Source organism: Myxococcus sp. MH1, assembly GCF_059738865.1.
Genome location: NZ_AP026947.1, coordinates 10,551,703 through 10,577,500, shown reverse-complemented (window position 1 = coordinate 10,577,500; position 25,798 = coordinate 10,551,703). Strand labels below are relative to the sequence as shown.

At 69.3% G+C, this 25,798-nt stretch carries 22 protein-coding genes and 2 rRNA genes (1 of these 24 cut by a window edge); 10 read left to right on the top strand and 14 right to left on the bottom strand.

Translation table 11 applies throughout. The features are described from left to right. Both AC6JA9_RS41935 and rrf read left to right on the top strand, forming a co-directional pair. Positions 1–2,041: ribosomal RNA gene (locus AC6JA9_RS41935) — 23S ribosomal RNA — on the top strand; it begins 923 nt to the left of the window's first position. Between the two features lie 164 nt (positions 2,042–2,205). Next, positions 2,206–2,322 (top strand): 5S ribosomal RNA (gene rrf / locus AC6JA9_RS41930). 117 nt (positions 2,323–2,439) lie between these two features. Here the strand turns inward: rrf and AC6JA9_RS41925 are convergent. Next, positions 2,440–3,411 (bottom strand): quinone oxidoreductase family protein, encoded by a 972-nt coding sequence (locus tag AC6JA9_RS41925; RefSeq protein WP_497958834.1) that lies wholly within the window; start codon positions 3,409–3,411, stop codon positions 2,440–2,442. Between the two features lie 257 nt (positions 3,412–3,668). Between AC6JA9_RS41925 and AC6JA9_RS41920 the strand changes: the two genes are divergently transcribed. Continuing rightward, positions 3,669–4,115 carry a hypothetical protein gene (locus AC6JA9_RS41920; protein ID WP_223750791.1) on the top strand — a complete coding sequence of 149 codons (447 nt, stop codon included), beginning with the start codon at positions 3,669–3,671 and terminating at the stop codon, positions 4,113–4,115. A 3-nt stretch (positions 4,116–4,118) separates the two neighbouring features. Here the strand turns inward: AC6JA9_RS41920 and AC6JA9_RS41915 are convergent, their stop codons facing one another. Beyond that, on the bottom strand, positions 4,119–4,319 hold the full coding sequence (locus AC6JA9_RS41915; RefSeq protein ID WP_046717116.1) for a SlyX family protein: 201 nt from the start codon (positions 4,317–4,319) through the stop codon (positions 4,119–4,121). A 65-nt stretch (positions 4,320–4,384) separates the two neighbouring features. Here AC6JA9_RS41915 and AC6JA9_RS41910 point away from each other — a divergent pair, with 65 nt between their 5' ends. Continuing rightward, positions 4,385–4,684 carry a hypothetical protein gene (locus AC6JA9_RS41910; protein ID WP_223750792.1) on the top strand — a complete coding sequence of 100 codons (300 nt, stop codon included), beginning with the start codon at positions 4,385–4,387 and terminating at the stop codon, positions 4,682–4,684. 13 nt (positions 4,685–4,697) lie between these two features. Here the strand turns inward: AC6JA9_RS41910 and AC6JA9_RS41905 are convergent, their stop codons facing one another. Together AC6JA9_RS41905 and AC6JA9_RS41900 are read right to left on the bottom strand one after the other, a co-directional pair. Then, positions 4,698–5,687, bottom strand: coding sequence for a tetratricopeptide repeat protein (locus tag AC6JA9_RS41905; RefSeq protein ID WP_497958833.1), 990 nt, complete (start codon positions 5,685–5,687; stop codon positions 4,698–4,700). Positions 5,688–5,726: 39 nt separating this feature from the next. Then, on the bottom strand, positions 5,727–6,071 hold the full coding sequence (locus tag AC6JA9_RS41900) for a putative signal transducing protein (RefSeq protein ID WP_141331910.1): 345 nt from the start codon (positions 6,069–6,071) through the stop codon (positions 5,727–5,729). 264 nt (positions 6,072–6,335) lie between these two features. Between AC6JA9_RS41900 and AC6JA9_RS41895 the strand changes: the two genes are divergently transcribed. Then, positions 6,336–8,273, top strand: coding sequence for a sensor histidine kinase (locus AC6JA9_RS41895; RefSeq protein ID WP_497958832.1), 1,938 nt, complete (start codon positions 6,336–6,338; stop codon positions 8,271–8,273). On the opposite strand, the gene AC6JA9_RS41890 is transcribed toward AC6JA9_RS41895, so the two are convergent. Then, entirely contained in the window at positions 8,274–8,636 is a 363-nt protein-coding gene (locus AC6JA9_RS41890) for a hypothetical protein (RefSeq protein ID WP_497958831.1), read from the bottom strand. A gap of 275 nt (positions 8,637–8,911) precedes the next feature. Here AC6JA9_RS41890 and AC6JA9_RS41885 point away from each other — a divergent pair, with 275 nt between their 5' ends. Continuing rightward, on the top strand, positions 8,912–9,121 hold the full coding sequence (locus tag AC6JA9_RS41885; protein ID WP_223750796.1) for a hypothetical protein: 210 nt from the start codon (positions 8,912–8,914) through the stop codon (positions 9,119–9,121). Between the two features lie 138 nt (positions 9,122–9,259). On the opposite strand, the gene AC6JA9_RS41880 is transcribed toward AC6JA9_RS41885, so the two are convergent. The 4 genes from AC6JA9_RS41880 to AC6JA9_RS41865 form a co-directional block, all read right to left on the bottom strand. Beyond that, the gene (locus tag AC6JA9_RS41880; protein WP_223750797.1) at positions 9,260–10,099 is read right to left on the bottom strand and encodes a hypothetical protein; all 840 of its coding nucleotides are present in this window, start codon (positions 10,097–10,099) and stop codon (positions 9,260–9,262) included. Further along, a complete protein-coding gene (locus AC6JA9_RS41875) occupies positions 10,096–10,851 on the bottom strand; it encodes a hypothetical protein (protein ID WP_497958830.1) in 756 nt (251 codons plus the stop codon). Before AC6JA9_RS41875 ends, AC6JA9_RS41880 begins: the two co-directional genes overlap by 4 nt. Further along, a complete protein-coding gene (locus AC6JA9_RS41870; protein WP_497958829.1) occupies positions 10,848–12,809 on the bottom strand; it encodes a TonB-dependent receptor in 1,962 nt (653 codons plus the stop codon). Before AC6JA9_RS41870 ends, AC6JA9_RS41875 begins: the two co-directional genes overlap by 4 nt. A gap of 1,157 nt (positions 12,810–13,966) precedes the next feature. After that, positions 13,967–14,362: a hypothetical protein gene (locus AC6JA9_RS41865; protein WP_223750800.1), complete on the bottom strand. Its 396-nt coding sequence runs from the start codon at positions 14,360–14,362 to the stop codon at positions 13,967–13,969. A 566-nt stretch (positions 14,363–14,928) separates the two neighbouring features. On the opposite strand from AC6JA9_RS41865, the gene glpD reads away from it, so the two are divergent. Then, entirely contained in the window at positions 14,929–16,623 is a 1,695-nt protein-coding gene (glpD, locus tag AC6JA9_RS41860) for a glycerol-3-phosphate dehydrogenase (protein WP_141332325.1), read from the top strand. Positions 16,624–16,853: 230 nt separating this feature from the next. Next, on the top strand, positions 16,854–18,647 hold the full coding sequence (locus tag AC6JA9_RS41855; RefSeq protein ID WP_497958828.1) for a S8 family serine peptidase: 1,794 nt from the start codon (positions 16,854–16,856) through the stop codon (positions 18,645–18,647). A 7-nt stretch (positions 18,648–18,654) separates the two neighbouring features. On the opposite strand, the gene AC6JA9_RS41850 is transcribed toward AC6JA9_RS41855, so the two are convergent. Beyond that, positions 18,655–19,146: an anti-sigma factor family protein gene (locus AC6JA9_RS41850; RefSeq protein WP_223785793.1), complete on the bottom strand. Its 492-nt coding sequence runs from the start codon at positions 19,144–19,146 to the stop codon at positions 18,655–18,657. After that, a complete protein-coding gene (locus AC6JA9_RS41845) occupies positions 19,143–19,760 on the bottom strand; it encodes an RNA polymerase sigma factor (protein ID WP_223750804.1) in 618 nt (205 codons plus the stop codon). The genes AC6JA9_RS41850 and AC6JA9_RS41845 overlap by 4 nt, the downstream gene beginning before the upstream one ends. A 138-nt stretch (positions 19,761–19,898) precedes the next feature. On the opposite strand from AC6JA9_RS41845, the gene AC6JA9_RS41840 reads away from it, so the two are divergent. Continuing rightward, complete coding sequence (locus AC6JA9_RS41840; protein WP_223785794.1) at positions 19,899–21,128, top strand: acyltransferase family protein; 1,230 nt, start codon at positions 19,899–19,901, stop codon at positions 21,126–21,128. A 43-nt stretch (positions 21,129–21,171) separates the two neighbouring features. On the opposite strand, the gene AC6JA9_RS41835 is transcribed toward AC6JA9_RS41840, so the two are convergent. Together AC6JA9_RS41835 and AC6JA9_RS41830 are read right to left on the bottom strand one after the other, a co-directional pair. Next, positions 21,172–21,462, bottom strand: coding sequence for a FruA-associating protein, FapA (locus tag AC6JA9_RS41835; RefSeq protein WP_141332330.1), 291 nt, complete (start codon positions 21,460–21,462; stop codon positions 21,172–21,174). 142 nt (positions 21,463–21,604) lie between these two features. Further along, entirely contained in the window at positions 21,605–22,654 is a 1,050-nt protein-coding gene (locus AC6JA9_RS41830) for an NAD(P)-dependent alcohol dehydrogenase (protein WP_473568440.1), read from the bottom strand. A 110-nt stretch (positions 22,655–22,764) separates the two neighbouring features. Between AC6JA9_RS41830 and AC6JA9_RS41825 the strand changes: the two genes are divergently transcribed. After that, positions 22,765–23,712: a LysR family transcriptional regulator gene (locus AC6JA9_RS41825; RefSeq protein ID WP_497958827.1), complete on the top strand. Its 948-nt coding sequence runs from the start codon at positions 22,765–22,767 to the stop codon at positions 23,710–23,712. Positions 23,713–23,721: 9 nt separating this feature from the next. Here the strand turns inward: AC6JA9_RS41825 and AC6JA9_RS41820 are convergent, their stop codons facing one another. Further along, positions 23,722–25,794 carry an ATP-binding protein gene (locus tag AC6JA9_RS41820; RefSeq protein WP_223750808.1) on the bottom strand — a complete coding sequence of 691 codons (2,073 nt, stop codon included), beginning with the start codon at positions 25,792–25,794 and terminating at the stop codon, positions 23,722–23,724. Positions 25,795–25,798: the final 4 nt, after the last annotated feature.

Sequence of the window (25,798 nt, the reverse complement as noted above, 5' to 3'; positions counted from 1 at the left end):
GAACGGCTAGGGGTCTCACCAGATTACCAAACCGTACCAAACTCCGAATGCCAGTAATTGTTAGCCCGGGACGCAGTCAGTGGGTGATAACGTCCATTGGCAAGAGGGGAATAACCCAGACCGACAGCTAAGGCCCCCAAATCTAGTCTAAGTGAACACTAGAAAGGATGTGGCAGGTCATTGACAACCAGGAGGTTGGCTTAGAAGCAGCCATCCTTTAAAGAAAGCGTAATAGCTCACTGGTCAAGACAGGCCGCGCCGAAAATGTAACGGGGCTCAAGACTAGTGCCGAAGCTTCGGGTCATACGTAAAGCGTATGGCGGTAGGGGAGCGTTCCAACTGCAGCGAAGGCCGACCGAAAGGGCGACTGGAGCGGTTGGGAGTGCTGATGCCGAAATGAGTAGCGATAAAGGGGGTGAGAAACCCCCTCGCCGTAAACCCAAGGTTTCCTGGGTCAAGTTAATCTTCCCAGGGTTAGCCGGAACCTAAGTCGAGGCCGAAAGGCGTAGATGATGGAAAGCGGGTTAATATTCCCGCGCCATCTTGCAAGCGTTGAACTAAGGGAGGACGGAGAAAGCTAGACGAGCTGACCGGCGGTTGTGTCAGTCTAAAGGCGTAGGGGTGTCGCGTACGAATAAAGGCGCGGCAGCTATCCTCGAGACCTTATGGCGCCCCGTAAGGGGTAAGTCGTCGATGCTCTGCTTCCAAGAAAAGTCCCGTAGGGAGCTTGCAGGGTGTCCGTACCGTAAACCGACACAGGTGGGTGAGGAGAAAATCCTAAGGCGCTTGAGAGAACTCTCCTCCAAGGAACTAGGCAAATTTCCACCGTAACTTCGGAAGAAGGTGGGCCTCTGGTAGGTGAAGGCGTACAGCTGGAGCCGAGAGAGGTTGCAGAGAAATGGCGGTAGCGACTGTTTACCAAAAACACAGGACTCTGCGAAGGCGACAAGCCGACGTATAGGGTCTGACTCCTGCCCGGTGCTGGAAGGTTAAGGGGATTCGTCAGCCGCAAGGCGAAGCGATGATCCGAAGCCCCAGTAAACGGCGGCCGTAACTATAACGGTCCTAAGGTAGCGAAATTCCTTGTCGGGTAAGTTCCGACCTGCACGAATGGAGTAACGACTTCCGCGCTGTCTCGGAGAGGGACTCAGCGAAATTGAAATAGCTGTGCCGATGCAGTTTACCCGCAGCAAGACGGAAAGACCCCGTGAACCTTTACTATAACTTGACAGTGACACTAGGGATTGACTGTGTAGGATAGGTGGGAGCCTTTGAAGCCGGGCCGCTAGGTTCGGTGGAGGCAACGGTGAAATACCACCCTGTTGATTTCTGGTGTCTAACCATGTCCCGTTAGCCGGGATTGGGACACTGTCTGGTGGGTAGTTTGACTGGGGCGGTCGCCTCCCAAAGAGTAACGGAGGCGCGCGATGGTTCCCTCAGCCCGATTGGAAACCGGGCGGCGAGTGCAATGGCATAAGGGAGCTTGACTGCGAGACGGACACGTCGAGCAGGTGCGAAAGCAGGTCATAGTGATCCGGTGGTCCTGAATGGAAGGGCCATCGCTCAACGGATAAAAGGTACTCCGGGGATAACAGGCTTATCTCCCCCAAGAGTTCACATCGACGGGGAGGTTTGGCACCTCGATGTCGGCTCATCGCATCCTGGGGCTGGAGCAGGTCCCAAGGGTTTGGCTGTTCGCCAATTAAAGCGGTACGCGAGCTGGGTTCAAAACGTCGTGAGACAGTTTGGTCCCTATCTGCTGTGGGCGTAGGATACTTGAGAGGCTCTGACCTTAGTACGAGAGGACCGGGTTGGAGGCACCGCTGGTGTACCAGTTGTCTCGCCAGAGGCATCGCTGGGTAGCCATGTGCCGATTGGATAACCGCTGAAAGCATCTAAGCGGGAAACCGACCTCAAGACCAGGTATCCCGGGCGCAAGCCCCTGAAGACCCGTCGAAGACTACGACGTTGATAGGCTGGGTGTGTAAGCGCGGTAACGCGTTGAGCTAACCAGTACTAATTGGTCGAGCGGCTTACTTCCCCCTATCTCTTGCGCGCCCCCTCGAGGGGAGTAAGGGACTCGGGGCCAAGGCCGAGGCTTGAATGCATGCGCATTCACCCGGAAGAAACTTCTTTAAAGCACAGCGAGGCTTGATACTCGCAGAATGCTGCAACTTACCCTTCGTATGCACTGTCTCTATGTTTTCCGGTGGCAATGTCGGAGGGGTCACACCCGTTCCCATCCCGAACACGGAAGTTAAGCCCTCCAGAGCCGATGGTACTCCGCGGGAAACCGCGTGGGAGAGTAGGTCGCTGCCGGATTCTTTTTGAGAAGCCCTCGTCGCCTCGTGCGACGGGGGCTTTTCTCTTTTCCAGCTCCCATCGCTGAACACATATCAGACCCCCAGCGAAGTTCGCGCTGAGGGTCCGAGGTATGGCTCAGGCAACTCGGAGCACGACCTTGCCCACGGTAGCGCGGGACTCCAGTTGCCGGTGGGCTTGGGTGGCGTCTTCCAGCCCGACCACCAACCCCAGCTTCACCCGAAGCCGTCGGGCCGCGAGGGCCTGACCCAATGCCTCTCGCGCCTGGCGCTGCAGGGCGGCCGGGTGCGGGGTGCGCAACCAGTACGCGCTGACCTTCAGCGACTTCGCGTAGAGCGCCTCCACCTCGAATGCCGGCGGAGGACCACTGGCGTTCCCGTACGCCACCAGGTGGCCGAAGGGCGCGAGCGACTCGAGGCTGCTCGCCCAGGTGCTGGCGCCCACCGAGTCCAGCACCAGCTCCACTCCGCTGCCTCCCGTCACCTGCTTCACCCAATCCGAGACTGACGCCGAGCCTCCGTACACGAAGACCTCGTCGGCGCCTGCCTCTCGCGCCAGTGCGGCTTTGTCCGTGTTCGACACGGTCCCCAGCACCACGGCTCCCAAGGTCTTGGCGAGCTGGATGGCGAGAAGACCCACGCCTCCCGCCGCGGCGTGGATGAGGACCCGGTGACCTTTCTGCACCTGCGCTGACGTGAAGAGGAGATGCCAGGCCGTGAGGCCCTGCACGAGGAGCCCCGCTGCCTCCTCGAAGGAGACGTGCTCGGGAAGCTCCAGGAGCTCATCCACCGAAGTCGTCGCCAACTCCGCATAGCTCTGCTGCGCGAGGGCCACCACTCGCTTGCCGACCCATCGTGAGTCGACACCCTCGCCGACCTGGTCCACGACCCCCGCGGCCTCGCTTCCGAGGATTCGTGGGAGCGGGGCCGTGGCGTCGTAGAGGCCTCGACGGCGTTCCGTGTCCGCGAAGTTCACGCCCGCAGCCCTCACCCGGATTCGCGCCTGGCCAGGACCCGCGGTCGGGTCTGATACCTCTTCCAGCCGCAACACGTCCGGACCGCCTATCTCGTGGTAGCGAATCGCTCTCATCCCCGCGTCGTAACGACGAGGTGACTTCGTCGCCGCTGCTCGCTCGCGAGGATTCGCGCGACGCCGAGGTGCTCCTGCTCTCGCACTGGTCCCTGACAGAGGGCCGACTGGGTCCGCTGCGGCTGTCGCTGTTCCGCTGTTGTTGACCCATGGACGTGAAAAAGTGGGGGAACGAAGCGGGAACGCCTCGTGTGACTGGCCTCGGTCCACCGGGCTTGCTTGAGTGGCGCTCCCCCCACGCAAGAGGAGCCTCCTGAATGAAGCTGCTTCGTCCCTCGCTTGGTGTCCTGCTCGCGGCCGGTTTCTTCGTCGCGCCCATGCGCTCCGATGCCGCCACGGTCCGCGTCGGGCTCGGGGCAGACTATTGGATTGATCAAAGCGCGGCCTTCAGCTTCCTGCTGGGCGTGGAAGGCCGGCTCGCGGGGCCTCTCTCGGTGGGCGCTCGCTTCGGCGCCTCGCTCATCACCGATGGCAACGACGTGGGAATCCCCCTGGATGTCGTCCTCCGCGCGAACATCGCCAGCGCGGGGGTCTACGTCGAAGGACTCGTGGGGCCCTGGATTGTCATGGGCCGTGGCGATGCGCTTCGCGCGCATGCCGCCTTCGGCTTCGGCCTGCAGGGCAAGGCCGCGAGCATCGGCGTGGAGGTGGGCTACCTGGACCCCGACCCCGTCATCGGTCTGCGCCTGGGCTACAAGTTCTGAGGCTCAGTAGTGCGGTGGACGCTCTTGCTGACGGGCGTCCACCAGCCCGGGCTCGGCCTCCAGCTTCTTCTTCAGGAGGTCCAGCTCCACGCGCAGCGCCTCGATGACCCGCTGCTGCTGATAGAGCACGTCGCTCAGCTCCTGCAGCGTCTCCTGCTGCTGCATGTAGCGAAGCTCCAGCTCGGTGATGCGCGACTCGTCCATGGGGCCCACCCTTACCTCGGAGTGGCCCCCGTCGTCCCTCCCTCGCAGCTCCCCGGCGTCCTGCCATGAACGTCCAGGAACACCTCCAACGTGCGCGCGAGCTCCTCGCCCGGGGCCAACCCGAGCTGGCTGAGTCCGCGCTCAGTGACGCCATCGACGCCTCCGTCGCCCAGGAGGACCTGGTGCTCCTCACCCGGGCCCGCTTCGCCCTCGGAGAGCTGCTCTTCCAGCAGGAGCGCGATGACGAGGCCCTGCCCTACCTCCTCGCCGTCGTGCGGACCGAGCGTGTCGATGGCTCGGTGGACCATGAGGTCAAGGCCTCCGCGCGCATGCTCCGGCAGATTCGAGGCATCGAGCCTCGCTGAGCCCCGCGCCCTGTCAGGGGACGCTGCAGGACTGGCGGATGAGCTCCATCCGTCCGGAGAAGCGACGCTCGAGGTCCATCCGCGTCAGTCTCGCGTCGTCGATGCGCCGCGCCTCGAGCTGCATCGCGCACAGGGCCGCCAAGGCCTTGGGGCTTCTCAAGTCGAGTCGGTCCGCCTGTCTCAGGGCCTCCTGGGCACCGTCCACATCTCCCAGGCGGAACAAGGCCAGCCCCAGCTCGAAGTGAGCGAGCGAGAGCCTGGGGTCCTCCAGCGTCGCCTTGCGCAACACCGCCACGGCCTCCGCTCCCTGGCCGGCCGCGCGCAGTACCAGCGCCTGCTCCACCAGCAGCCGCGCGAGGGGGACCTTTCCCCGCAGCGCCATGAGCACCGCGAACGCCTCCGACGGCCGCTGGGCCGCGCTCAGCAGTCGCGCGTAACGAAGCCCGATGAGCGGCTCTCCCGGGGCCTTCTCGAACGCGGCCTTCATCGCCTCGGATGCGCCCACCGTGTCGCCACCCCGCTCCCGGAGCTCCGCTCGGAACACGTCGGGCCGGGCGTCCGTGGGCGCCAGCTGGTTCGCCCGCTCCAACGCCGTGCGGACACAGCGCTCCATCCGCTCCACTTCACAGACGCGCGCGAGCAGCAGCTGCGTCTCCATCGCCTCGGGCTCCCGGCGCTCCGCCGCCAGGGCCAGCTCGTGTGCCTCGGCCGGGGCGCCATCGAGCAGCAGCTCCGCGGCTTCACGCAGCTCCGCGGCCGTCGCCTTCGGATGCTCTCGCAAGGGGAGCAGCAGCCTGACGCGCTGCTCGGGCAGCGGGGTGGCTCGAGCGATGCTCAGCTCCTGCTCCGGCATGTTCCTGGGCAGGAACAGCGGGATGAGGTGAATCAGGAACGCCACGCCACACACCACCAGCATGCCGCGCAGGCCCTGATCGACCCGCCAGCGCCGTCGCTTCCCGGCTGGCACCTCCTCGGTGAGGGGTTGCTGTCGCTCTGCTTCCATCCGCCGCACGTCCCGTTCTCGCCCAGCCGCTGGCGCGGCTCACACTGCCCGAAGTCGCGGCCGGAGGCCTCGAGGCAATTCGACCCCGCAGCTCCAGCACAGCTCGAAGTTGCCCGGGTTCTCCTCCCGACAGCCCGGACACTCCACCGTGCGCGAGGCCTCCTCCTGGTTCTCCTTCAGCTCCGCGACCACGGCTCGCGCCTGCTCCACGTCCTCGGGATGAAGCCAGAGCTCCACCCACGTCTCGCCGCTCGGAATCTCTCCGGTCAGCGGGGCCAGCGACTCGCCGCGCACCTGGACGGACATTCCCTCGGCTTCCAGCGTCCCCGCCAGCAGCCGCGCCTCTCCCACCGTGCGGTGCACGGAGAACTGCACACGCTTCATGTCTCTCTCTTCACAGATGACGGGGCGGTCGGCAACCACACCCACCGCTGCCGTGCCGCCTTCTCTCACCGAAGCCTGCTCGTCTGCTTATTGTTCATGCTTTGTCACAACCCACATGGGTCGACTGTCGCCTGTCCCCCGGTGTTTGCCTTTCACCGCGCGTCCAGGTGAAGATCAACATCGGCGGGGCGCCGCCCGAGCGTCTCCCGGTGCGCCCTCCACCCACTGTGTGAAGCCTTTGTCCAGGATGCGAGACGCCGTCCCATGCGTGCGCAGGCTCTCCAATTCCGTTCGGCTCTTCCCACACACCTCGCGTGGGTTCGCTACGGCTTCGCCGTCCTCTGCGTGAGCCTCGCGGGGCTCGCCGCGTGGTGGTTCGTCTTGCCTGGGGCCACGGCGCTCCTGCTGTCGCTCGCGGCCGTGCTGCTCGCGGCGCTCACCGGAGGCGTGGGACCCGCCGGGTTGGCGACCCTGGTGGGGACGCTCCTCCTCATGCTCGGTCCCGCATCGCCAGCGAGCCCCTCGGCGCCGAGCACCGTCGCCCTCTTCCTCATCGTGGGGGCGCTTGCCTCCCTCCTGGCGGGACGACGTGTACAGGTACCAGAGCGCGTCACGGCGCCCTCGCTCGTGACACCCGCGCCGTCCTCCGGCCTGGAAGCCCACTTGCTGCGAAGCCTCAACGACGCGGTCCTGGCCACCGACAACCGAGGCGTCGTGCGCTACCTCAACCCCGCGGCCGCGCACCTGCTGCAGTGCTCGGAGGCGGAGGCCCTGGGTGCTCCCCTCTCACACGTGCTGCGCTCCCGCCCCGAGTCGGGCTCCTTCCCGCTGCGCCAGGCGGCGCCTCCCAAGACGTGGTCCCAGTGGCCCCGCGCGCTGAAGCGACGCGACGGCGGAGAGCTGCCCATCGAGGAGTGCACCGTGTCCCTGCGCGGGGCCGATGACGAAGAGCTCGGCGCCGTGTGGGTGTTCCGCGACGCGACGGCGCGTCGACAGCTGGAGCTCGAGCGGACGCGGTTGCTCGAACGCGAGCACGCGGCGCTCGCCGAGGCCCAGGTCCAGCGCGAGCGGATGGAGTCACTCTTCCTCCAGGCCCCCGTCGCCATCGCCGTCTTCCGTGGGCCGGACCATGTCTGTGAGCTGCTCAATCCCCAGGCGTGCGCGCTGCTGGAGGTGGATGCCCACGCCATCGGCAAGCCGCTGCGCGACCTGCAGCCCGCCATGGACCCCGGCATGTTGCGGCTCCTCGATGACGTCTACCGCGACGGCAAGCCCTTCTCCGGGCGCGAGGTGCCCCTGGCCTCCGCGTCTCCCTACGTCACCCCGGCGCTCTCCCGACAGCAGCGCTTCCACGACTTCAGCTGGCAGCCTTGGTGTGATGCCCGAGGCGTCGTCCAGGGCGTGATGGCCGTCGCCGTGGAGGTGACGGGACTGGTGGTGGCCCGACGCGCCGCGGAGGACCTGGCGAGGGACTTGCGCGAGGTGGTCCAGTCCCGCGACGAGTTCCTCTCCATCGCGAGCCATGAGCTGCGCACCCCCATCACCTCCGTCCAGCTCCAGCTCCAGTTCCTGCTGCGCGGCGCGCCGGCGATGGGCTCCGAGGCCACGGCCTCGCTCGTGCGTCGCCGCGTCGAGTCCACGCTGCGCTCCGTCGCCCAACTGCACCAGCTCGTCGCCACGTTGTTGGACGTGTCCCGCATCCGCGCGGGTCGACTCGACCTGCATCGTGAGCGGGTGGACCTGTCGTCACTCACTCAAGAGCTGGTGTCCCGCGTCCAGGAGGACGCGGCGGGCGCGCGATGCCCCGTGCGGCTCGTGGTGTCCGAGCCCCTCGTCGGCCACTGGGACCGCGTGCGGCTGGAGCAGGTCATCACCAACCTGCTGTCCAATGCCTTCAAGTACGGCGCGCAGCAGCCCGTGGACGTCCACGTCACGCGCGAGGACAGCTACGCGCGCTTGAGCGTGAAGGACCATGGCATCGGCATCGCTCCCGAGGACCATGCCCGCATCTTCCAACGCTTCGAGCGCGCCGTGTCCCAACGCCACTACGGCGGCTTCGGGCTGGGTCTCTGGATCGTCCGGCAGATTGTCGAGGCGCTCCAGGGCGACATCCGCGTGGAGAGCGCGCCCCACGCGGGTTCCACCTTCATCGTCCGGTTGCCCTTGCAGGACTCGACCACCGCGGCCGACGCGGCCCTCTGACTACTCCTCCTGGCGGAGCTCGTGGGGCAACACCACGTGCGCATGGCGCGGCGCGCGGGTGTGCAGCTCCCGCGTCAGCAGGGCGTCCAGCTCCCAGAGCAGGAGGTCGTAGAGCGGGCCCGCGCCTTTCGCAGGAAGGCGCTCCGTGGCCAGTCGGACCCGAGGAGACTCCTCGTCCTCGAACGCGAGCGTCACGGCGAGCCCGTCGGGACCGCCCGCCTGGGGTACGAGCACCACGGGTGCCGGCTGGTGTTCCACCTGCTCGAGCAGGGGCATGAACGTGCGGACCTCATGGGCCGTCAGTTCCCGCTCGGATACCACCTCGCCCTGCTCCAGGACCGACAGGTGCTCAAGTCCCGTCAACCGCAAGGCCTGGGCCGCCGTGTTCGTCCGGCCGCTGCGCTCATAGAGGTCATCGTCCTCACGCCCATCACCTCCGTGCCAAGGAGGTAGGCACTCAGGCGCGTCCCGACATCCCCGCACGGACGAGGGACGGCCCGCAGCGCCGCCACACCGACACCCGGACGTACGCTTCAGGACAGCGTGGCGAGCCCTCCGCCCGAGTGTCCACCGCCGGGTCACTCTCTACGGTGCGGCCCTCTCGAGCACTCCCGCTCGGGAACGCCGGAGGTTCGCCCATGGGCAACAAGGGTAGCGGAAAGATGCCGAGCGCCAATGACCAGCGCTCCGACTCCAAGAATCCCAACAACCCCGCGCACAAGTCGTCGCAAGACAACCGCGCCAATCAGATGAACAAGGAGCACGCGCCGAGCAAGGGCCCGGGCAACACCATCCCGGGCGGCGCTCCGGGGAGCGGGCAGCCAGGCTCGAACACGCCGAAGCACTGAGGTCCCTTCTGGCGCGAGGCCCCCGCTCCCGGTGGACCAGCACCGGTGGAGAGGGAGCCGTAAGCCATCACGGCCGGCGCGGTGTGTCGCTCACGCGACGGGTGCTCACCGCGCCGCCGTGTCGTGGGACGAAGTGCTTCAGCGCGCGCGGGGCTCGCACTCACCCTCGCCCCGGAAGTGGCCCGCGGTGCGGACCAGCGCCGTGACGAAGTCGCGCAGGTTGCGCACGTTGGCCGCGCCGCCCGTGCCGTACTGGTCGATGGGCAGCTCCGTGAGGTCCACCGCGGCCAGCTCCTCCAGCGTCACCTCGCCATCCGGTCCGGCGATGCCCAGCCTGTCCGCCTGGGCGATGGCGTCGAAGCGCATCTTCGCGTCCGGTGACTGGAGGTCGTCGAAGAAGAGGTGGTCCCCGTGGATGGTGAGCTGCACCGTCTCCTCGCCGTCCTTGGGTACCGTCACGCCCGCGCCCAGTTCGGGGCTCTCGCAGTGCTCGTAGACGGTGTTCGTGGTGAAGCCCCAGTTGAAGCGCTTCGTCTCGCGGTCCTTTGTCGCCTGGCCGGCGACGTACACGCTGTAGCCCTCCGTCTTCATCAGCGTCACGTCCGCCGCGTCCGCGTTGCCCGCCACCGCGTCCGCCACCGGCGCCATCGCGAAGCTGATGTGGTCCCACTTCTGCGCCGGGAGGTCCTTGAAGCTCTCCACCACGACGGGGCCGGGCTTGTGCACGTCGAACACGCGCGCCTGCGTCTGCTTCGCGGCCACCTCGTCGTGCGTCTCCACCGTCACTTCACTGAGCACCACGAGGAACTTGTCGAAGCGCACCGTCCACCCGTCGGTGAAGCCCGCCTCATCGCCCGCCGCGGGAGGAATCTGCTTCTCGATGAAGTCCTCTCCGTACGTGGTGAACGTCACGTTGCCCGTCCCATCACTGCAGGCGACGAGTCCCAGGCACGACAACCCCAGCATCCAGTTCTTCATTGCGCGGCTCCCTCTTCCCACGTCACCACGTAGGCGGTTGTGTCCTCCACGCCGCGCATCAGCGCATTGCGCGCCTGGCTGTCGGCGGGGAAGGTGTAGATGCCATCCGCGTCCGTGTCGGTCGCGGTGGCGAAGTCGATGCGGTCAACCCACTTCCTCAGGTCCACGGCGATGCGTACCCGGCCCGCTTCCAGCCCGAGGGACTTCTCGAAGCGCACTCCGGCCACCGGCTTGGGCAGGTCCGCCTCCACGTCGAAGCGCACCTGACCTCCGTCCGCGTTCGTCGCCGTGCCCACCAGCCGCACGGCGTGGCCTTTCAGGACGCCTTGCGCGTCGGTGGTCGCCGTCGGGGTGGCGAGTGTCAGCTCCAGCGAGCCGTACTCTCCCGTCACCGCGCTCGCGGTGCCCAGGGGGGTGATTCCGCTCAGGAGGTCCACCGTGTGCGTCTCAAGCAACTCGCCCAGGGCGTCTCCCGGGGCGTAGTGGCCCGGGTGCGCGTGCGCCGTGCCTCCGAGGAGCGCGTACCAGTCGAAGGCGCGGGAGAGGAGCACTCGGCCTTCGAAGAAGCGCACCGGACCCAGGGAGACGTGCGCGGCGTCGAGGGTGATTCGCCAGCCTCGCTCGTTGGGGGTGTCGGACAGCGGGGCCGCGGTGGACTCCACGGTGAAGACGCGGCGCTCGGCCTCGCTGCCACAGCCGAGCAGCAGGGCCGCGACGGCCACCGTGCCCCTCAGGATGTGTCTGCGATTCATAGATGGACCTCCAGGGTGAGCGAGGCCATTCGAGGCGACCCCGCGGTGAAATGTCGGGCCGGGACGAGGCTCGCCGGGGCGCTCGGGTCGAAGCGGGAGCTGTAGACGAACTCGCCGTCACGCCAGCGCGCGTCCAGGAGGTTGCGCACCTCCAGCTTCAGTCCCAGCTCTCCCCGGCGCAGGCCCAGGTCCAGGTCCGTGAGGAAGACGGAGCGGCTCTTCTCGTCGAAGGGCAGCGGGCGCGGGCCGAGGAACGTGAGCCCCGTGCCCACCGTGAAGAGGGTGGGCTCGGCGCCCAGCCAGGACCACTCAAGGGGATGCTCCCAGCCCACGTCCGCCCTGGCGACGAAGGGCGCGAAGTAGGGGAGCAGCGTGTCGGTCCTCGTCACGTAGGCGTGCGCCACGGTGCCGCTCAGCGCCGCGACGAGGCCTCGCACGGGGCGCGCCTGGAGCGACGCCGTCACTCCCGAGCGGAGGGTCTCGCCCGTGTACACGGTGGTGCCCACGGTGTGGTCGAAGAAGAAGTCGTTCTCCACCTGCGAGCCGAAGACGCTGAGCTGCACGGCCCACGTCTCCCCGTCCTTGCGCGCGCCGACCTCCGCGCCGTGCACGGACACGAAGGGGGCTCGCTCTCCCTCGGAGAGGCTGCGTGCCTGGGGCGAGCGGAAGCCGTCGCCGTAGCTGGCGAACAGTCGCCACGGGGTCGCGTCGTCCGACAGCGCGTACTCGAGGCCCGCCTTCGCGCCCAGGTGCACGCCGAAGGCGCTGCGGGAGTAGCCCTGGCCGTCATGGAAGCGCGGGTCCCGGAAGGCGAGCGCGTCGAAGACCTCGACACCGAGCGCGTCCGCGCGGCCACCGATTCGGAGCGCCCAGCGGCCGAGGACCATGCGCCCCTCGGCCCAACCCCAGACATCCGTCTGGGTGAAGTGGGCGTCGATTTCGTCGGAGAAGAAGGTGCCGTCCGATTCGCGGTAGCGCCGCTGCGTCTGTTCCACGCCGTCACGCCTGGCGCCCAGGCCGAGCTCCAGGGTTACGGGACGGCCGAACATCGTCACTGTGCGGCGGTGCTCGGCGCGGGCTCCGAGGACGATGGAGTCGTTCGTCTGCTCGAGTCCGTCACCGCGCTCGTCCACCCGGAAGCCGGTGAAGTTGTTGCGCAGCCGCAGGTCCGAGAGGATTCCGAAGAACTCCAGCTTCGTGCGGCCCTGACCCGAGCGGGGGAGGTCCACTCCGAGCAGGAGCTGGTGCCGGGAGACGGTGCCTCCCTGCCGTGGCGTGGAGGCGGAGAAGAAGTCTTGCTGACCTGTGAGGAGCGCGTCCTCGCGTACGACGCCGGGCGAGTCGAAGCGGGTGACGTAGCTGCCCGCGAGGGCTCGTAACGTGAGTCCGTCGGTGAGTCTCGTCGTTGCCTGCGCGAGCAGGGAGGCTCGGCCATAGCCGCGCTGCGCGCCGTAGTTCCTGGCCTCGCCGAGCTCCACCGCGGCGAACGTCTCCGGGTCCTCGCCCGGGCGCACGGTGGCCACCAGTCGCCGCTGGCGGTACTGGCCCAGCGTGCCCGCGAGGTGCACGCCCTGCTCCTTGACGCCCAGGTCCATGCGCACCGTGCCGGCGACGGCGAAGTCACCTTGTGCCGCTCGATACGAGCCCTCCGTCACTTCGAGCGACTGGACGACCTCGGGGATGACGAAGTTGAGGTCCGCGTAGCCGAGCGCGTGGATGTGGCTGACCTCGTTCACCGGGAGGCCCGCGACGTTCAGCTCCACGTCCTGTCCGTGCAGGGCGTCGAAGCCGCGCAGGAAGAGCTGGTGCGCCTTGCCCTCTCCGCTGTGCTGCGAGGCCACGAGACCCGGCACGGCGCGGAGCAGGTCCACGGCTCCGCTGCGCGGCGCCGCGTCCAGGATGTCCCGGCCGAGGGTGAGCTCCGAGGCGCTTTGTGGAGGCCGTGTGCCTCGGACCACCGTGTGGGTCTTCGGCTCCGTGGGTGGGGGCGCGCCAGTGTCCTGCTCGGACTGCGGGACCTGATGGGCTTGGGGCTCCGTGGGCGGTGTTGTTGCTTCGGCGCTCGGCGCTGCTTGCGCGGGAGTGCTGGAGACATGGGGCTGCGCGGATGGAGTGGTCGCTTCGGCGCTCGGCGCTGCTTGCGCGGGAGTGCTGGAGATATGGGGCTGCGCGGACGGTGTGGTCGCTTCGGCGCTCGGTTCTGCTTGTGGAGGAGGACTGGCGATTGGGGGCTGCGAAGACGGTGTCGTGGCTGCAATGCCCGGTGTTGCTTGCGGGGCTCGGGTGGCGATGCGGAGCTGCTCGGACGATGTCGTCGCTTGAGTCGTGCCCGGTGCTGCTTGCGAGGGCTGGGGGGCGGTGCGGAGCTGCTCGGACGATGTCGTCGCTTGCGTCGCGCCTGGTGCTGCTTGCGAGGGCTGGGTGGCGGTGCGGAGCCGCGCGGCCGGGGTTGCCGCTTCGGTGTTCAGCCCCGCGTGAAGAACTGGGGGCGTGGAGAGGGGCACTGTGGTGGGGGGAGCGGTCTTCGCTGTGTTCAGTGCGTGCGGCGTCGCCGTCGGAACAGGTGCTCCGGTGACGGCACGGCTCGCGTGTTGCTCCGTCGACGACTTGTCTGCTCCCGGTGCAAGCGCTTCGCGAGCAGAACGACTCGCGGCCGACTCCGCAGACGGCGTCGTTGCCGCGACGGTCCGCCTGGCGAGTGCTGCGTGGCTCGTGGCCCTGGATGGTGCGCCGGAGGTTGGCGCGCCGCTTGTGACCACGGACAGGTTCGTGCTCGCTCGTGCGCTCGTCGCCGAGGGCATGGTTGCCTCGCCGAGCGTCAAACGTGGCTTCGCCACCGCGAGCAGCGGTGCACAGAGGACCCACAAACCTGTCGATAGCGCGACGGTCACGACACTCGTGGACATGAAGGACACTCACGGCAGGTCGCCTCAATCCTCGTGCCCTCGTCCACGCGGCTCTCGCGTGACACTCCTGGCTCGAAGATGGAGACCCTCCGCCGTCATGGATGGGGGGCGATGACACGCAAGACTCCGCCACCTCATCGCGCACACCCGGCGCGCGGAGGTCCGAAGCTCACGTTCGATGGATTCGCTTCAGCGCGAGCGCCGTGGACCTATGGCCCTTGCGGCATCGCCGTCGGCCGGAGTGCCACACCCGGCAACCGCGTCGGCGCATGCACGGACTCGTGCTTCCACGACACCCACCGCACCACCGGCACCAGGGCCACGACCCACGTCGCCGCCACCACGCTCAGGTGCTCCACCGAGCCGGTCAGGTGCTTGTGGCCATCCGGACCATGTCCCGTCTCAGGCGACTGACGCGTGGGCTTCGGCGCAAGGCCACTCTCGTCCGGAGCGTCATGGCTGTGCGCCTGACCCCCGTGACTGTGCACATGCGCCGCGCCACCATGGCCCACCACCGCGTGCAGCACCGGCGCCACCGCGAGCCCGTACACCAGGACCATCAGGCCCAGGCTCGCGAGGTCTCGTCGGTCGTGGGGATTCAGCAAGGCGCTGGTCGACAGGGCAGGGGGTGGTCGCCTCCTACCCGGCTTCCCGGGCCCACGCAAGGCAGCACACCCGTGCCGCTCGCCCCAGTCCTCGTGCCCGCTCATGCGCCGACTCCATGCTCACGCAGCGCGACCTCGCGAACCGCGGGCCTCGTGCCGCGCGGTCACCTCGCGGGTGTCGGCGCGCAGAGCGAACACAAAGCCAATCGCAAACATCGGGCCCTCCACGCGCCTTCTTCGCCGCATGAGCAGGTGTTCCCAGCCCGTCGGGACGTGCCTCGTGCGCGGCCGCCCCGGCGCTTCGTGTCCCAGCGCATGTGGGTGACCCGGCTGCGCGCGAGACCCCGCCGCACACCCGCGCCGAGTCCCCGATGCAGGCGTCGGACACCGCGCTCAACCGGCCCGCCGCCGAGGTCCCCCGGGAACGGGCCCTCTGCCTCCCACCTGTCACTCCCCCTGGGAGACTGTCCACCGCACCCGCCCCCGGGATGTGGGTGCTGTGTCCCTCTTGACGCGGCGCATTGATTCCCGTGTCACCCAGGGCGGACCGTCATTACAATATGCGTGTGCGTTCTGAATCCGTAGCGCTCCGCCAGTTGTCCGCAGAGGGGGACATTCCGCCGACGAAGCCTCGCTCCGAGCGGCTGAAGGCCCTCGCCACCGAGGAGTTCGACCTGCTCATCATCGGGGGCGGTGTCACCGGCGCGGGCTCCGCGCGCGACGCCGTCCTGCGCGGACTCAAGGTCGCCCTCGTGGAGCGAGAGGACTTCGCCAGCGGCACGTCCAGCCGCTCGTCCCGCCTCATCCACGGCGGCCTGCGCTACCTCGAACACGGTCACCTGGGCCTCGTCTTCGAGTCCAGCATCGAGCGCCGCCGCCTCCTCAAGCTCGCACCCCACCTGGTGCGCCCGCTCGCCTTCGTGTGGCCCGTCTACGCCGGCGCCCGCGTGCCCCGCTGGAAGCTCAACGCGGGCCTCATGCTCTACGACGCCCTCTCCCTCTTCCGGAACGTGAAGGGCTACCAGCGCCTCAACCGCGACCAGCTCCACCAGTCCGAGCCCGGCCTGCGCACCGACGGCCTCAAGGGCGGCGCCCGCTACTACGACGCCGCCACCGATGACGCCCGCCTCACCCTGGCCAACGCGCTCGGCGCCTCCGAGGCCGGCGCCGTCGTCCTCAACCACGCCTCCGTCCAACGCCTCGACGTCGTCGACGGCAAGGCCCGCGGCGCCATCGTCGTCGACCACCTCACCGGGCAGCAGCTCACCGTGCGCGCCCGCGCCATCGTCAACGCCACCGGGCCGTGGAGCGATGAGATCCGCAAGCTCGATGCCCCCGACGGCAACGCCCACGCCGTGCGCGGCAGCAAGGGCGTGCACGTCGCCGTGCCTCGCAAGCGCCTGGGCAACCACGACGCCCTCACGCTCCTGTCCCCCAAGGACGGCCGCGTGATGTTCGTCCTCCCCGCCGACGACTTCACCATCATCGGCACCACGGAGACCTCCACGCGCGCGCACCCCGCCGAGGTCCGCGCGAGCGAGACGGACGTCGCCTACCTCCTCGAGTCCGCCAACGCCTTCTTCCCCGAGGCGCACCTCACCCGCGAGGACGTGGTGAGCGCCTGGGCCGGCATCCGCCCCCTGTCCGCCAGCGGCTACCACGGCACCACCGACGCGGGCAGCGCCAGCCGCGAGCATCACATCGACCTCAGCCCCACCGGCGTGCTCGCCATCAGCGGCGGCAAGCTCACCACCTATCGCGTCATGGCGCGCGACGTGGTGGACGCGGTGGAGAAGCACCTGGGCCAGCCCCGCCGCAAGGCCCCCACCGAGTCCCTGCCCCTGCCCGGCGGCGACATCCCCGACCTGAACGCCGAGCTCGCCGCCGCGCGCGACGTCGTCGGGGACGCGGCCACCGCCACGCACCTGGTGCGCGCCTACGGCAGCCGCTGGCGCCGCGTCTGGGCGCTCACCCGCGAAGACGCCTCCCTCGCTCGCCCGCTCGCTCCCGGCCTGCCCTACCGCGCCGCGGAGGCCGTGTGGGGCGTCACCCACGAGCTGGTGCACACGCTCTCCGACCTGCTCATCCGTCGACTCAAGGTCGCCTTCGAGACCCGGGACCTCGGCCGCGGCGCCGCCCAGGTGGCCGCCGAGGTCATGGCCCCCCGACTCGGTTGGGACGAGGCCGAGACCCGCCGTCAACTCGACACGTACGCCTCCGACGCGCTGCGTATCTTCGGCATCGACAGCGCTGAATCCTGAGAAGGCGGGCGAAACAACGCGCGTCCGTCCAGCGCCGTACGCCCGCGTGTCTCATGCCCCGAGACAGTCGTCCTCCGCCTGACAGGCCCGCGAGCAGCCGGACGGCTGGCGTGCTTAACTTGCGCGTGGGGAACGGGAAGCGGTGTCCTCTCGTTCACCCCGGCCGTCGAATCCGGACCGGGGTGCCCTCCGTACCTACCCGTTCGCCGGGGCGTTCAAGGAGAATGACGATGAAGCGTTGGGTCTGGCTCGGGTTGCTCGGTGGGGCGGTGGCGTGCACCAAGGTCCCCGACAGGGATCCCCCGGTCTCCGAGGAGGTCTGCCCCGGGACGGAGGCGCTGTCGCTGCCGGGCACCGCGCGTCAGTCGCTCAACCCGCTCGCCGGCGAGGATGGCGCGGAGCCGGTGCTCATCACCTACCGACCCCGCGTGTCCGCCAGCGCCGTGTCCAACCTGGACATGCTCACCGAGTCGGCCCGGCGCGTGGGCGCCCAGGTCCACCGCCGCTTCCCCCACCTGAACACCATCGCCGCGAAGGTGTCTCCCGAGGCCCGCCGGGCGCTCGAGCAGGACCCCGACGTGCTGCGCGTGGAGCCGGACCGCGTGGTGCGCGCGTTCGGGATGCCGAGCCCGCTGTCCCCGTCCCTCTTGCAGGGCGTGCTGCCCAACACGAGCGGCTCCACGGGCGAGTACACCGCGGGGCTGCACCGCGTGCAGGCGCCCCAGGTCTGGGACGCGAACAACGACGGCGTGCTGGATGACGGCGCGCCCTCGGGCACGGGCATCAAGGTGTGCATCATCGACAGCGGCTGGGACAACCGGCACCCGGAGCTGGCGGCGGCGTACCTGGAGGGCAAGGACTTCCTCGACGGGGACGACGAGCCGCTGGACCAGGGGCGCGTGAGCGGCGTGCTGAAGTGGGGCGGCGGCCATGGCACGCACACGGCGGCGACCATCGCGGCGCAGCTGGGCGCGGGCGCGCACGTGCGGCCCGGCGAGGAGCCCAACGGCGTGGCGGGCGTGGCGCCCACCGTGTCGCTGCTGGTGGCGCGCGTGCTCGACGTCAACGGCGACGGCAACACGTCCAACGTCATCGCGGCCATGGACTGGTGCATCGAGCGCGGCGCGCACATCGCGTCGCTGTCGCTGGGCTCCATCGCGCCCTCGCAGACGGAGGAGGCGGCCTTCCAGCGCGCGTTCGACGCGGGCATGGTGGCCATCGCCGCGACGGGCAACCGGGGCACGGAGGAGAAGTCCTACCCCGCGGGCTACGAGAACGTCATCGCCGTGGGCGCCATCGACGCGAACAACGCGTGGGCGCCCTTCTCCCAGTACGGAAGGGACTTCGTGTCGCTGGTGGCGCCGGGCGTGGGCATCCTGAGCGCGACCATCGTCGGCGGCGCGCCGTACGGCGACGTGGACGTGGGCGGCACGCGCTTCGCCTCCGAGCCGCTGGAGTACACCGGCGTGGGCAAGTACGCGGGGCGGATGGTGTACTGCGGCCTGGGTGAGCGCGTCTCGTCGTGCGGCGAGGGCGCCACCTGTGACGGCTTCGTCGCGCTGGTGGACCGCGGCGGCGGCATCCTGTTCAAGGAGAAGGCGCTCAACGCCATCCGCGCCGGCGCGAAGGCCATCGTCGTCGGCAACAACACCAGCGAGGACGGGGCGGGCAACTTCACGCTCACCGACCCGGAGGACTTCTGGGTGCCGACGACGTCCGTCACCCTGGTCAACGCCAACACGCTCAAGGGCCTGGTGGGCCAGGACGTGACGGTGGACGTGTCGGGCCTGGACTACCTGCGCCAGTCGGGCACGTCCATGGCCACGCCGCATGTGGCGGGCGTCGCCGCGCTGGTGCTGGGCGCGTGTCCCAGGCTCACCCATGTCCAGGTGCGCGAGGTGCTGGAGAAGACGGCGCTGGACCTGGGCGAAGCGGGCAAGGACATCAAATTCGGTCACGGCCTGGTGCAGGCCAAGGCCGCGGTGGACGAGGCCCGGCGCATCTGCCCGCCTCCCGCGCCGTGAAGCGGACCTAGTCCCGACGCAGGGCCAGCACGGGTGAGGCGATGAGGCACGCGCCCACCCGGGCCTCCAGCGCGGCGGCGGCGTCCTCGCATGCCTCCACGCCTCCGGTGACGAGCACCTCGCGGCTCCAGGGCTCGTCCACGCCAGCGCCGCTCACGCCGCCCCGGGGCAGCACCAGCCCCACGAAGGCCACGGCGGCCGTGGCGGCCATCAGCATCATCCCCCAGTGTCGCCACGCGCCCTCGCGCGGAAGCTCACGCACGACGGGCGCCGTCGCGCGGGCGTGGAGGCGCGCCTCGAGCGCCTCGAAGCTCAGGGCGGGGCGGCGCGGCTCGCGGCGCGCGCGCTGGGCCATCCACCCGCGCTCGGCGCGCTGCCACGCCAGCGCGTGCTTGCAGGCAGCGCAGGCGTCCGCGTGCGCGCGCACCCTCGCGGCGTCCTCGGGTGAAAGCTCTCCGGCCAGCAGCGCGTCCAGCTCGCTCTCGCGGCACGTGCTCATGGGTGTCCTCCTCCGAGGTGGGCGGCCAGCTGCTCGCGCAGGCGCAGGCGCGCGCGGTGGATTTCGTTCTTCACCTTCTGCAGCGACCAGCCCATCACCGAAGCAATCTCCTCGTAGGGAAGCCCATGGTCGATGCGCAAGAGCAGCGCCGCGCGCCGCTCCTCGTTGAGCGTCCCGAGCGCCTGGGCCAGGAGCCCCTCCAGCTCCCGGTCCAACAACAAGTCCTCCGGTGACGGCGTGGGCAGCACCGCCTCCAGGTGCGCGGCGTGCTCCTCGTCCTCCACGTCCACGTGGACCCCCCGGGTGCGGCGGGACTCCAGATAGACATGCCGGGCGATGCCGAGCAGCCACGCGCCCACCCTGTCCTCGTCGCGCAGCGCCCCGAGCCTCGCGTGCGCGCGGACGAAGGTCTCCTGGGTGGCCTCGTCGGCGGCGGCCTCGTCGCGGAGCACGTCGCGCAGGAAGCGCCAGACGGCGGGGGCGTGCCGCTCGAAGAGCGTGCGGAAGGCGGCGGGGTCCCCGGTGCGGGCCCGGCGCAACAGGCGGCGCTCACCCTCCGTGTCGGATGGGGGCGCACCCACCAGGACCATCTTCACCGCGGAAAGAAGAGCCACGCCACCACCGTGTCACGAGACGCGCGGGAGTTTCAGCCGACCCGTCGAATCCGGCGCGCGCGGGTGCCCGCCTGCCCCGCTCACGAGGGCCGGGAGCCAACCTTGTTGGGGAACTGACGTTGTTGGTATGAGAATCCCATGTCTTCCCATCTCGCCCGTCCTGACGCCGCGGCGTCGGCGGCGCCTGCTCCGCGCCTGCATGGGCACCTGCCCGTGCTCGACGGCGTGCGGGGACTCGCGGTCCTCCTGGTCGTCTTCTTCCACACCACGCACCTGAGCGACCAGAGCGTCGCGGGCAAGGCGACGTGGTGGTTGGCCGGTGCGGGGTGGACGGGCGTGGACCTGTTCTTCGTCCTGTCCGGCTTCCTCATCACCGGCATCCTGTGGGAGGCGAAGGGGCAGACGTACTACTTCCGCAACTTCTACGCGCGGCGCGTGCTGCGCATCTTCCCGCTGTACTACGCGGCGCTGGCGGTGTCGTTCCTGGTGCTGCCGTCGCTGGCGGGGCGGCTGAACCTGGACGAGCGCATCACCACGGACGGCGCCGTCTGGTACCTGCTCTACCTGTCCAACTTCTACCAGCTGTGGGTGGACACGACGCACCCCATCCTCGGCGTGGTGTGGTCGCTGGCGATTGAAGAGCAGTTCTACATCGTCTGGCCGTTCCTCATCGCCGCCGTCTCGTACAAGGGGGCCATCCGCCTGTGCCTGGGCACCGTCGCCCTGGCGGTGGCGGTGCGGGTGGGGCTCACGCTGGCGGGCGCCAGCGAGGAGAGCACGTACGTGGTGACGTTCTGCCGCGTGGACTCGCTCGCGCTGGGCGCGCTGTTGTCCCTGGCGCTGCGTCACCCGGAGGGCAAGGGGCTGGCGGCCTTCCCGTGGATGCGCTGGGCGCCGTGGCTGGCCCTGCCCGTGGTGGCGGCGATGATTGCCCTGCCCATGGGCCCGGCGTTCAAGACGGTGGTGCGCACGGGCGGCTACACCGCGGTGGGCATCCTCTACACCGTGCTGGTGTATCGGGTGGTGGCGGCGAAGCCGGGCAGCGTGCTCCACCGCGTCTTCTCCAACCGGGTGCTCCTGACGTACGGCAAGTACAGCTACGCCATCTACCTGGTGCACTCGCCGCTGGACGCCATCCTGCGGCGCACCGTGCTCAAGACGCCGCTGCAGCAGGTGGCGGGCTCCGACTTCCCGATGCAGCTGGTGTTCTACGTCGTGGCCGCGGTGCTGTCGTGGGGCCTCGCGCTGGTGAGCTGGAACCTGTTCGAGAAGCACTTCCTGAAGCTCAAGGACTACTTCCCGTACAGCGAGCGTCCGGCCCCCGCGCCCGTCCCGGTGTCCACCGGCTCATCGGGCGCCGTGAGCTGAAGCGGCGCGCGTGGCGGTGCTTCCACGCGCGCGCCCGGGTGCTTCACCCGGCCTGCAGCAGGGCCTTGGCCACCATCAGCGCGTAGGCCTCCGCGGAGTCGAGCTCCGCGCGGGCGCTGTAGTAGCGCTCCAGGCTCTCGTCGGAGCCGTCGCGCAGGAAGATGGCGTCATGCAGCTCGCGCTGCGCACGGCTCAGCCACAGGCTGGCCTGCAGCCGCAGCTTGGCGGCCGAGTGAGGGTCCTTCAGCGACTGCGTGGGCGTCTGGAGCTCGTGTTCCTCGGGGTACAGCATCGTCATCTTGTTGTAACCGGCGTGCTCAAGTGTCGTAGTCATGAATTGAGAATGTGAACCCGAGACCAGGCAGGCACCTGTCCGCTCGGGCAACCCACTGTCTGCTTCCAGGCAGCGGAGCCCGCGCGAACGCCCGCAGCGGAGAATTCCGAACCCATCGCGCACCGCTGCGGCGCGTCAGGCTTTACTTCAGGCTCTTCATGTCGATGACGAACCGGTATTTCACGTCACCCCGGAGAATCCGGGTGTAGGCGTCATTCACCTGCTGGATGGGAATCACCTCCACGTCGGACACGACTTCGTGCTGGGCGCAGAATTCGAGCATTTCCTGTGTTTCACGGATGCCGCCAATCATGGAGCCGGCGAGGTTGCGGCGGGTGCCGATGAGGGTGAAGGCGCCCAGCTCCAGGGGCTTCTCCGGGACACCGACGAGCACCATCTGCCCGTCGCGGCGCAACAGGCGCAGGTACGCGTTGAGGTCGTGCTCGGCGGAGACGGTGTCGAGGATGAAGTCGAAGGAGTTCTCGCGCGCCTTCATCTGGGCGGCGTCAGAGGAGACGACGAACTCGTGGGCGCCCAGGCGCAGGGCGTCCTGACGCTTGTTCTCCGAGTGGCTGAGGACGACGACGTGCGCGCCGAGGGCGCGGGCGAACTTCACGCCCATGTGGCCCAGGCCGCCCAGGCCGACGATGCCCACGCGCTGGCCGGCGCGGACGTTCCAGCGGTGCAGCGGGGACCAGGTGGTGATGCCCGCGCAGAGCAGGGGCGCGGCGCGCGCGGGGTCCAGGCTGTCGGGCACGCGCAGCACGAAGGACTGGTCCACGACGAGGGCGCTGGAGTAGCCGCCGAAGGTGGGCTGCTGGCCCTGGCGCTCGCGCGAGTTGTACGTGAACGTGGGGCCGCCCTTCTCGCAGTACTGCTCCAGGCCGTCCTTGCAGGACGTGCAGACGCGGCACGAGTCCACCATGCAGCCGACGCCCACGGAGTCACCAGCCTTGAAGCGGGTGACGTTGGCGCCGACGCGCGTGACGCGGCCGATGATTTCGTGGCCGGGGACCATGGGAAAGATGGAGCCGCCCCACTCGTCGCGGGCCTGGTGGATGTCGGAGTGGCAGACGCCGCAGTAGAGGATGTCGAGCTCGACGTCGTCGGCGCCGGGCGCACGGCGCTCGAACTGGAAGGGGGCGAGAGGGGAGCGGGCGTCCTGGGCCGCGTATCCGCGTACGGTGGTCATGGCTTTCGGTCCTTGGGAGGAGGGGAGACTTCTTTCTCCAGGAGTATGCGTAGGCGCGTGCAGGGGGGAAATCTGTGGAATCCACAGGGGCTGTGTAGGAAAACTTCCGAATGGCCTTCACCCCGCTCAATGCCTTGAATGCCTTCCTGGCGGTGGCCCGCAAGCGCAGCTTCGCCGTGGCGGCGCGGGAGCTGGGCGTGTCCGCCTCCTCGCTCAGCCAGAGCGTGCGGCAGTTGGAGGCGCGACTGGGCGTGGCGTTGCTCACCCGGACCACGCGCAGCGTGGCGCTCACCGATGCGGGCCGGAGGCTCCTGGAAGGTGCGGGCCCGTCGGTGGACCAGGCGCTCGCGGCGCTGAAGGTCGCGGCGGCGGAGCCCGGGGAGGTCACGGGTTCGGTGAAGCTCACCGTGCCGAGCATCGCGGTGCACCATGTGCTGCCGCCCATGCTCGAGCGCTTCCTGAAGCGCCATCCCCGCACTGACGTGGAGCTGCGGGTGGAGGACGCGATGGTGGACATCGTCGCGGAGGGATTGGATGCGGGCATCCGCATGTCCGAGTCGCTGGAGCGCGACATGGTGCAGGTGCGGCTGTCGGAGGGCTATCGCTTCGTGGTGGTCGCCGCGCCCGAGTACCTGGAGCGTCGAGGCGTCCCGGAGAAGCCTCGGGATTTGCTGTCCCATGACTGTCTTTGCATCCGCTCCAACACCACGGGGGCGCTCTACCAGTGGGAGCTGGAGCGCGGCGCGAAGAGCTGGCGGGTGCCGGTGCGCGGGCCGCTCAGCTCCACGAGCTTCCAGGGCCTGTTCCCGTTGGTCGAGCAGGGCGTGGGCTTGATGTATGCCTTCGAGCCGGACGTGGCGGAGCGGGTGCGGCGGGGCGCGCTGCGAATCGTCCTGGAGCCCTACGCGGCCCACGTGGATGGCTTCTATCTCTACTTCCCCAGCCGGGCGCGGGTGTCACCGGCGCTGCGCGCCTTCGTGGACGTGGCGCGCGAGGTGGCGGCGGAGCGGCGCGCGGGGGCTCGGGAGGTGCCCCGCTCCCCGAGGCGCCGCGCGTGAGCGCGGGCCTCAGGCGCTGGGGATGCCCCGGGCGCGGGCCCTGACGCGGGCGGCCTCGTCGAGCGCGCCCGCCTCCTCCAGCGCGGTGGCGGCGCGGTAGTAGAGCAGCGCGGCCTCCATGTGACGGAAGGCGGAGGCCTCCGCGTTGGCGGCGGCGACGAGGAAGGGCGCGGCGCGCTGGGGCTCCTTGCCCTCCAGCCAGTGCTGCGCGACGACGACGGGCGCGGCCTTGCGCTGCTCCAGGGCGCTGGCCAGCCGGCGGTGCAGCAGGGGCACCAGCGAGGGGGGAATCGCCTCGCGCACCACGTCGAAGAGCAGGTCATGCGTGAAGCGCTCGCCGCGCAGTACGTGCGCGGCCTCCAGCTCGGAGATGTGCGTGGCGAGCGACATGGGCGTCATCTCCAGCACCTCGCTGGCCAGCTCCAGCGCGAAGGACGTCTTGGCGAGCGCGGCCAGCCGGGCCACCTGGAGCGCGGGCGCGGACAGCCGCTCCAGCCGGCGCTGAATCAAGTCGCGTCCACGCCCGGACGGGTGCACGTGCTCGGGCCAGCCGCGCTCCAGGCCCCCGGACTCCAGCAGGTGTCGCAGCGCCTCCATGATGAACAGGGGGTTGCCGCCCGTGTAGCGCATCACGTTGTCCGCGAGCCCCTCCGCGCCCGCCAGCTCCAGGCTGCCCAGGAGCGTGCCCACGGCCTCCGAGTGCAGGGGCTCCAGCTCGATGACCACCGCGAGCCCCGCCTCCACGAGCTGCTGGATGCAGGCGGCGGCGATGGGTGTCAGTTCGCCGCGGCGGTACGTGTCGACGAAGCGGGGGAAGACGCCGTCCGAGGGGATGTCGTGCCGGCGCGAGAGCATGAGCAGCGCGAACTCCGCGGTGGCCGCGTCCATGTACTGCAGGTCGTCCGCGACGATGGCGTCCATCCCCGCGCACAGCTGGTAGATGGCCAGGCAGTTGGCCTCCAGGAAGCGGCTGCGCTCGGCCTCGTCCACCATGGGCGGCGGTGGCCCCTCCGTGCCGGCCATGTCCGGCATCAGCCGCGACAGCTCCCGGCGCACCCAGGGTGCCAGCGTCGTGTCCGGACACCGGGCCATGATCTGCCGCAACAGGCGCACGTGCGTGGAGTATGCCACGTGTGTCTCGCCGGGCCGGGACTCCAGCACCATGTGCACGCCGCGCGAGGCGGCGAAGTCGTGCGCCAGCCGCGTCTTGCCCACCCCGGGCTCGCCGCTCAGGAAGATGGTCTTCCCCTCGGCCCAGGCCTCCTCCATCCGCGCCCACTCCCGCTCGCGCCCCACCAGGACGGGCGGGCGCAGCACGGACAGGGGCAGCTTCGCCGGGGCGCCGCGCGGGGGCTGGGGCGTGGCGGGGCCGCGCTCTATCTCCCGCGCCAGGGCCACCGTCTGGGGCAAGGGCTGCGTGTCCAGTTCCTCGCGCAGGAGGCGACGGCAGCGCTCGAAGGCGTTGAGCGCGGCCATCCTGTCCCCGGCGATGTAGTGCAGCCGCATCAGCCGGCGCCACGCCTCCTCCGAGTACGGGTCCATGGCGAGCAGCTTCTCCGCCAGCACCAGCGCGCCGGACAGGTCCCCCGCGCGCTCCTTGGCCTCCGACTCCGCGGACGCGGCGCGGCGGCGCAGCTTGTCCAGCCGCTCCCGCGCGCTCTCCAGCCACGCCTGGAACTCCGGGCAGTCGTCGAACTCCAGCGCGCCCAGCAGCACGCCCTCCAGCGCGAGCGCCTGGGCGTGACGTCCGGCCAGCACGTGGGCCTGCAGCTCCGCGGCGTCGATGGTGACGCCCTCCACGAGCGACAGCACGTCCGAGCCCTGCACCAGCTCCGCGCCCACCGACAGCCGAAGCCGGCGCAACAGCTGACGCATGTTGTTGCGGGCCGTGGCCTCGCTCGACTCGGCCCACAACAGGCCCGCGAGGCGGTACTTCGGATGCGGCCCTTCCAATGCCAGCCATGTCAGCACGGCCGCGGTGCGGCGCTCCAACGGCAGATGGGCGCCGCCATGCCGCAGGCGGGCCTCGCCGAGCAGCGCGAGATGAAAGACTGGCGTCCCTGCCGCGTCGTCGCCTGCCATGGCC

Excerpts from the sequence above, each read along its gene's own strand:
- AC6JA9_RS41925 (WP_497958834.1), bottom strand. The coding sequence starts at position 3,411 with ATGAGAGCGATTCGCTACCACGAGATAGGCGGTCCGGACGTGTTGCGG.
- AC6JA9_RS41920 (WP_223750791.1), top strand. The coding sequence starts at position 3,669 with ATGAAGCTGCTTCGTCCCTCGCTTGGTGTCCTGCTCGCGGCCGGTTTC.
- AC6JA9_RS41915 (WP_046717116.1), bottom strand. The coding sequence starts at position 4,319 with ATGGACGAGTCGCGCATCACCGAGCTGGAGCTTCGCTACATGCAGCAG.
- AC6JA9_RS41910 (WP_223750792.1), top strand. The coding sequence starts at position 4,385 with ATGAACGTCCAGGAACACCTCCAACGTGCGCGCGAGCTCCTCGCCCGG.
- AC6JA9_RS41905 (WP_497958833.1), bottom strand. The coding sequence starts at position 5,687 with ATGGAAGCAGAGCGACAGCAACCCCTCACCGAGGAGGTGCCAGCCGGG.
- AC6JA9_RS41900 (WP_141331910.1), bottom strand. The coding sequence starts at position 6,071 with ATGAAGCGTGTGCAGTTCTCCGTGCACCGCACGGTGGGAGAGGCGCGG.
- AC6JA9_RS41895 (WP_497958832.1), top strand. The coding sequence starts at position 6,336 with ATGCGTGCGCAGGCTCTCCAATTCCGTTCGGCTCTTCCCACACACCTC.
- AC6JA9_RS41885 (WP_223750796.1), top strand. The coding sequence starts at position 8,912 with ATGGGCAACAAGGGTAGCGGAAAGATGCCGAGCGCCAATGACCAGCGC.
- AC6JA9_RS41880 (WP_223750797.1), bottom strand. The coding sequence starts at position 10,099 with ATGAAGAACTGGATGCTGGGGTTGTCGTGCCTGGGACTCGTCGCCTGC.
- AC6JA9_RS41875 (WP_497958830.1), bottom strand. The coding sequence starts at position 10,851 with ATGAATCGCAGACACATCCTGAGGGGCACGGTGGCCGTCGCGGCCCTG.
- AC6JA9_RS41855 (WP_497958828.1), top strand. The coding sequence starts at position 16,854 with ATGAAGCGTTGGGTCTGGCTCGGGTTGCTCGGTGGGGCGGTGGCGTGC.
- AC6JA9_RS41850 (WP_223785793.1), bottom strand. The coding sequence starts at position 19,146 with ATGAGCACGTGCCGCGAGAGCGAGCTGGACGCGCTGCTGGCCGGAGAG.
- AC6JA9_RS41840 (WP_223785794.1), top strand. The coding sequence starts at position 19,899 with ATGTCTTCCCATCTCGCCCGTCCTGACGCCGCGGCGTCGGCGGCGCCT.
- AC6JA9_RS41835 (WP_141332330.1), bottom strand. The coding sequence starts at position 21,462 with ATGACTACGACACTTGAGCACGCCGGTTACAACAAGATGACGATGCTG.
- AC6JA9_RS41830 (WP_473568440.1), bottom strand. The coding sequence starts at position 22,654 with ATGACCACCGTACGCGGATACGCGGCCCAGGACGCCCGCTCCCCTCTC.
- AC6JA9_RS41825 (WP_497958827.1), top strand. The coding sequence starts at position 22,765 with ATGGCCTTCACCCCGCTCAATGCCTTGAATGCCTTCCTGGCGGTGGCC.
- AC6JA9_RS41820 (WP_223750808.1), bottom strand. The coding sequence starts at position 25,794 with ATGGCAGGCGACGACGCGGCAGGGACGCCAGTCTTTCATCTCGCGCTG.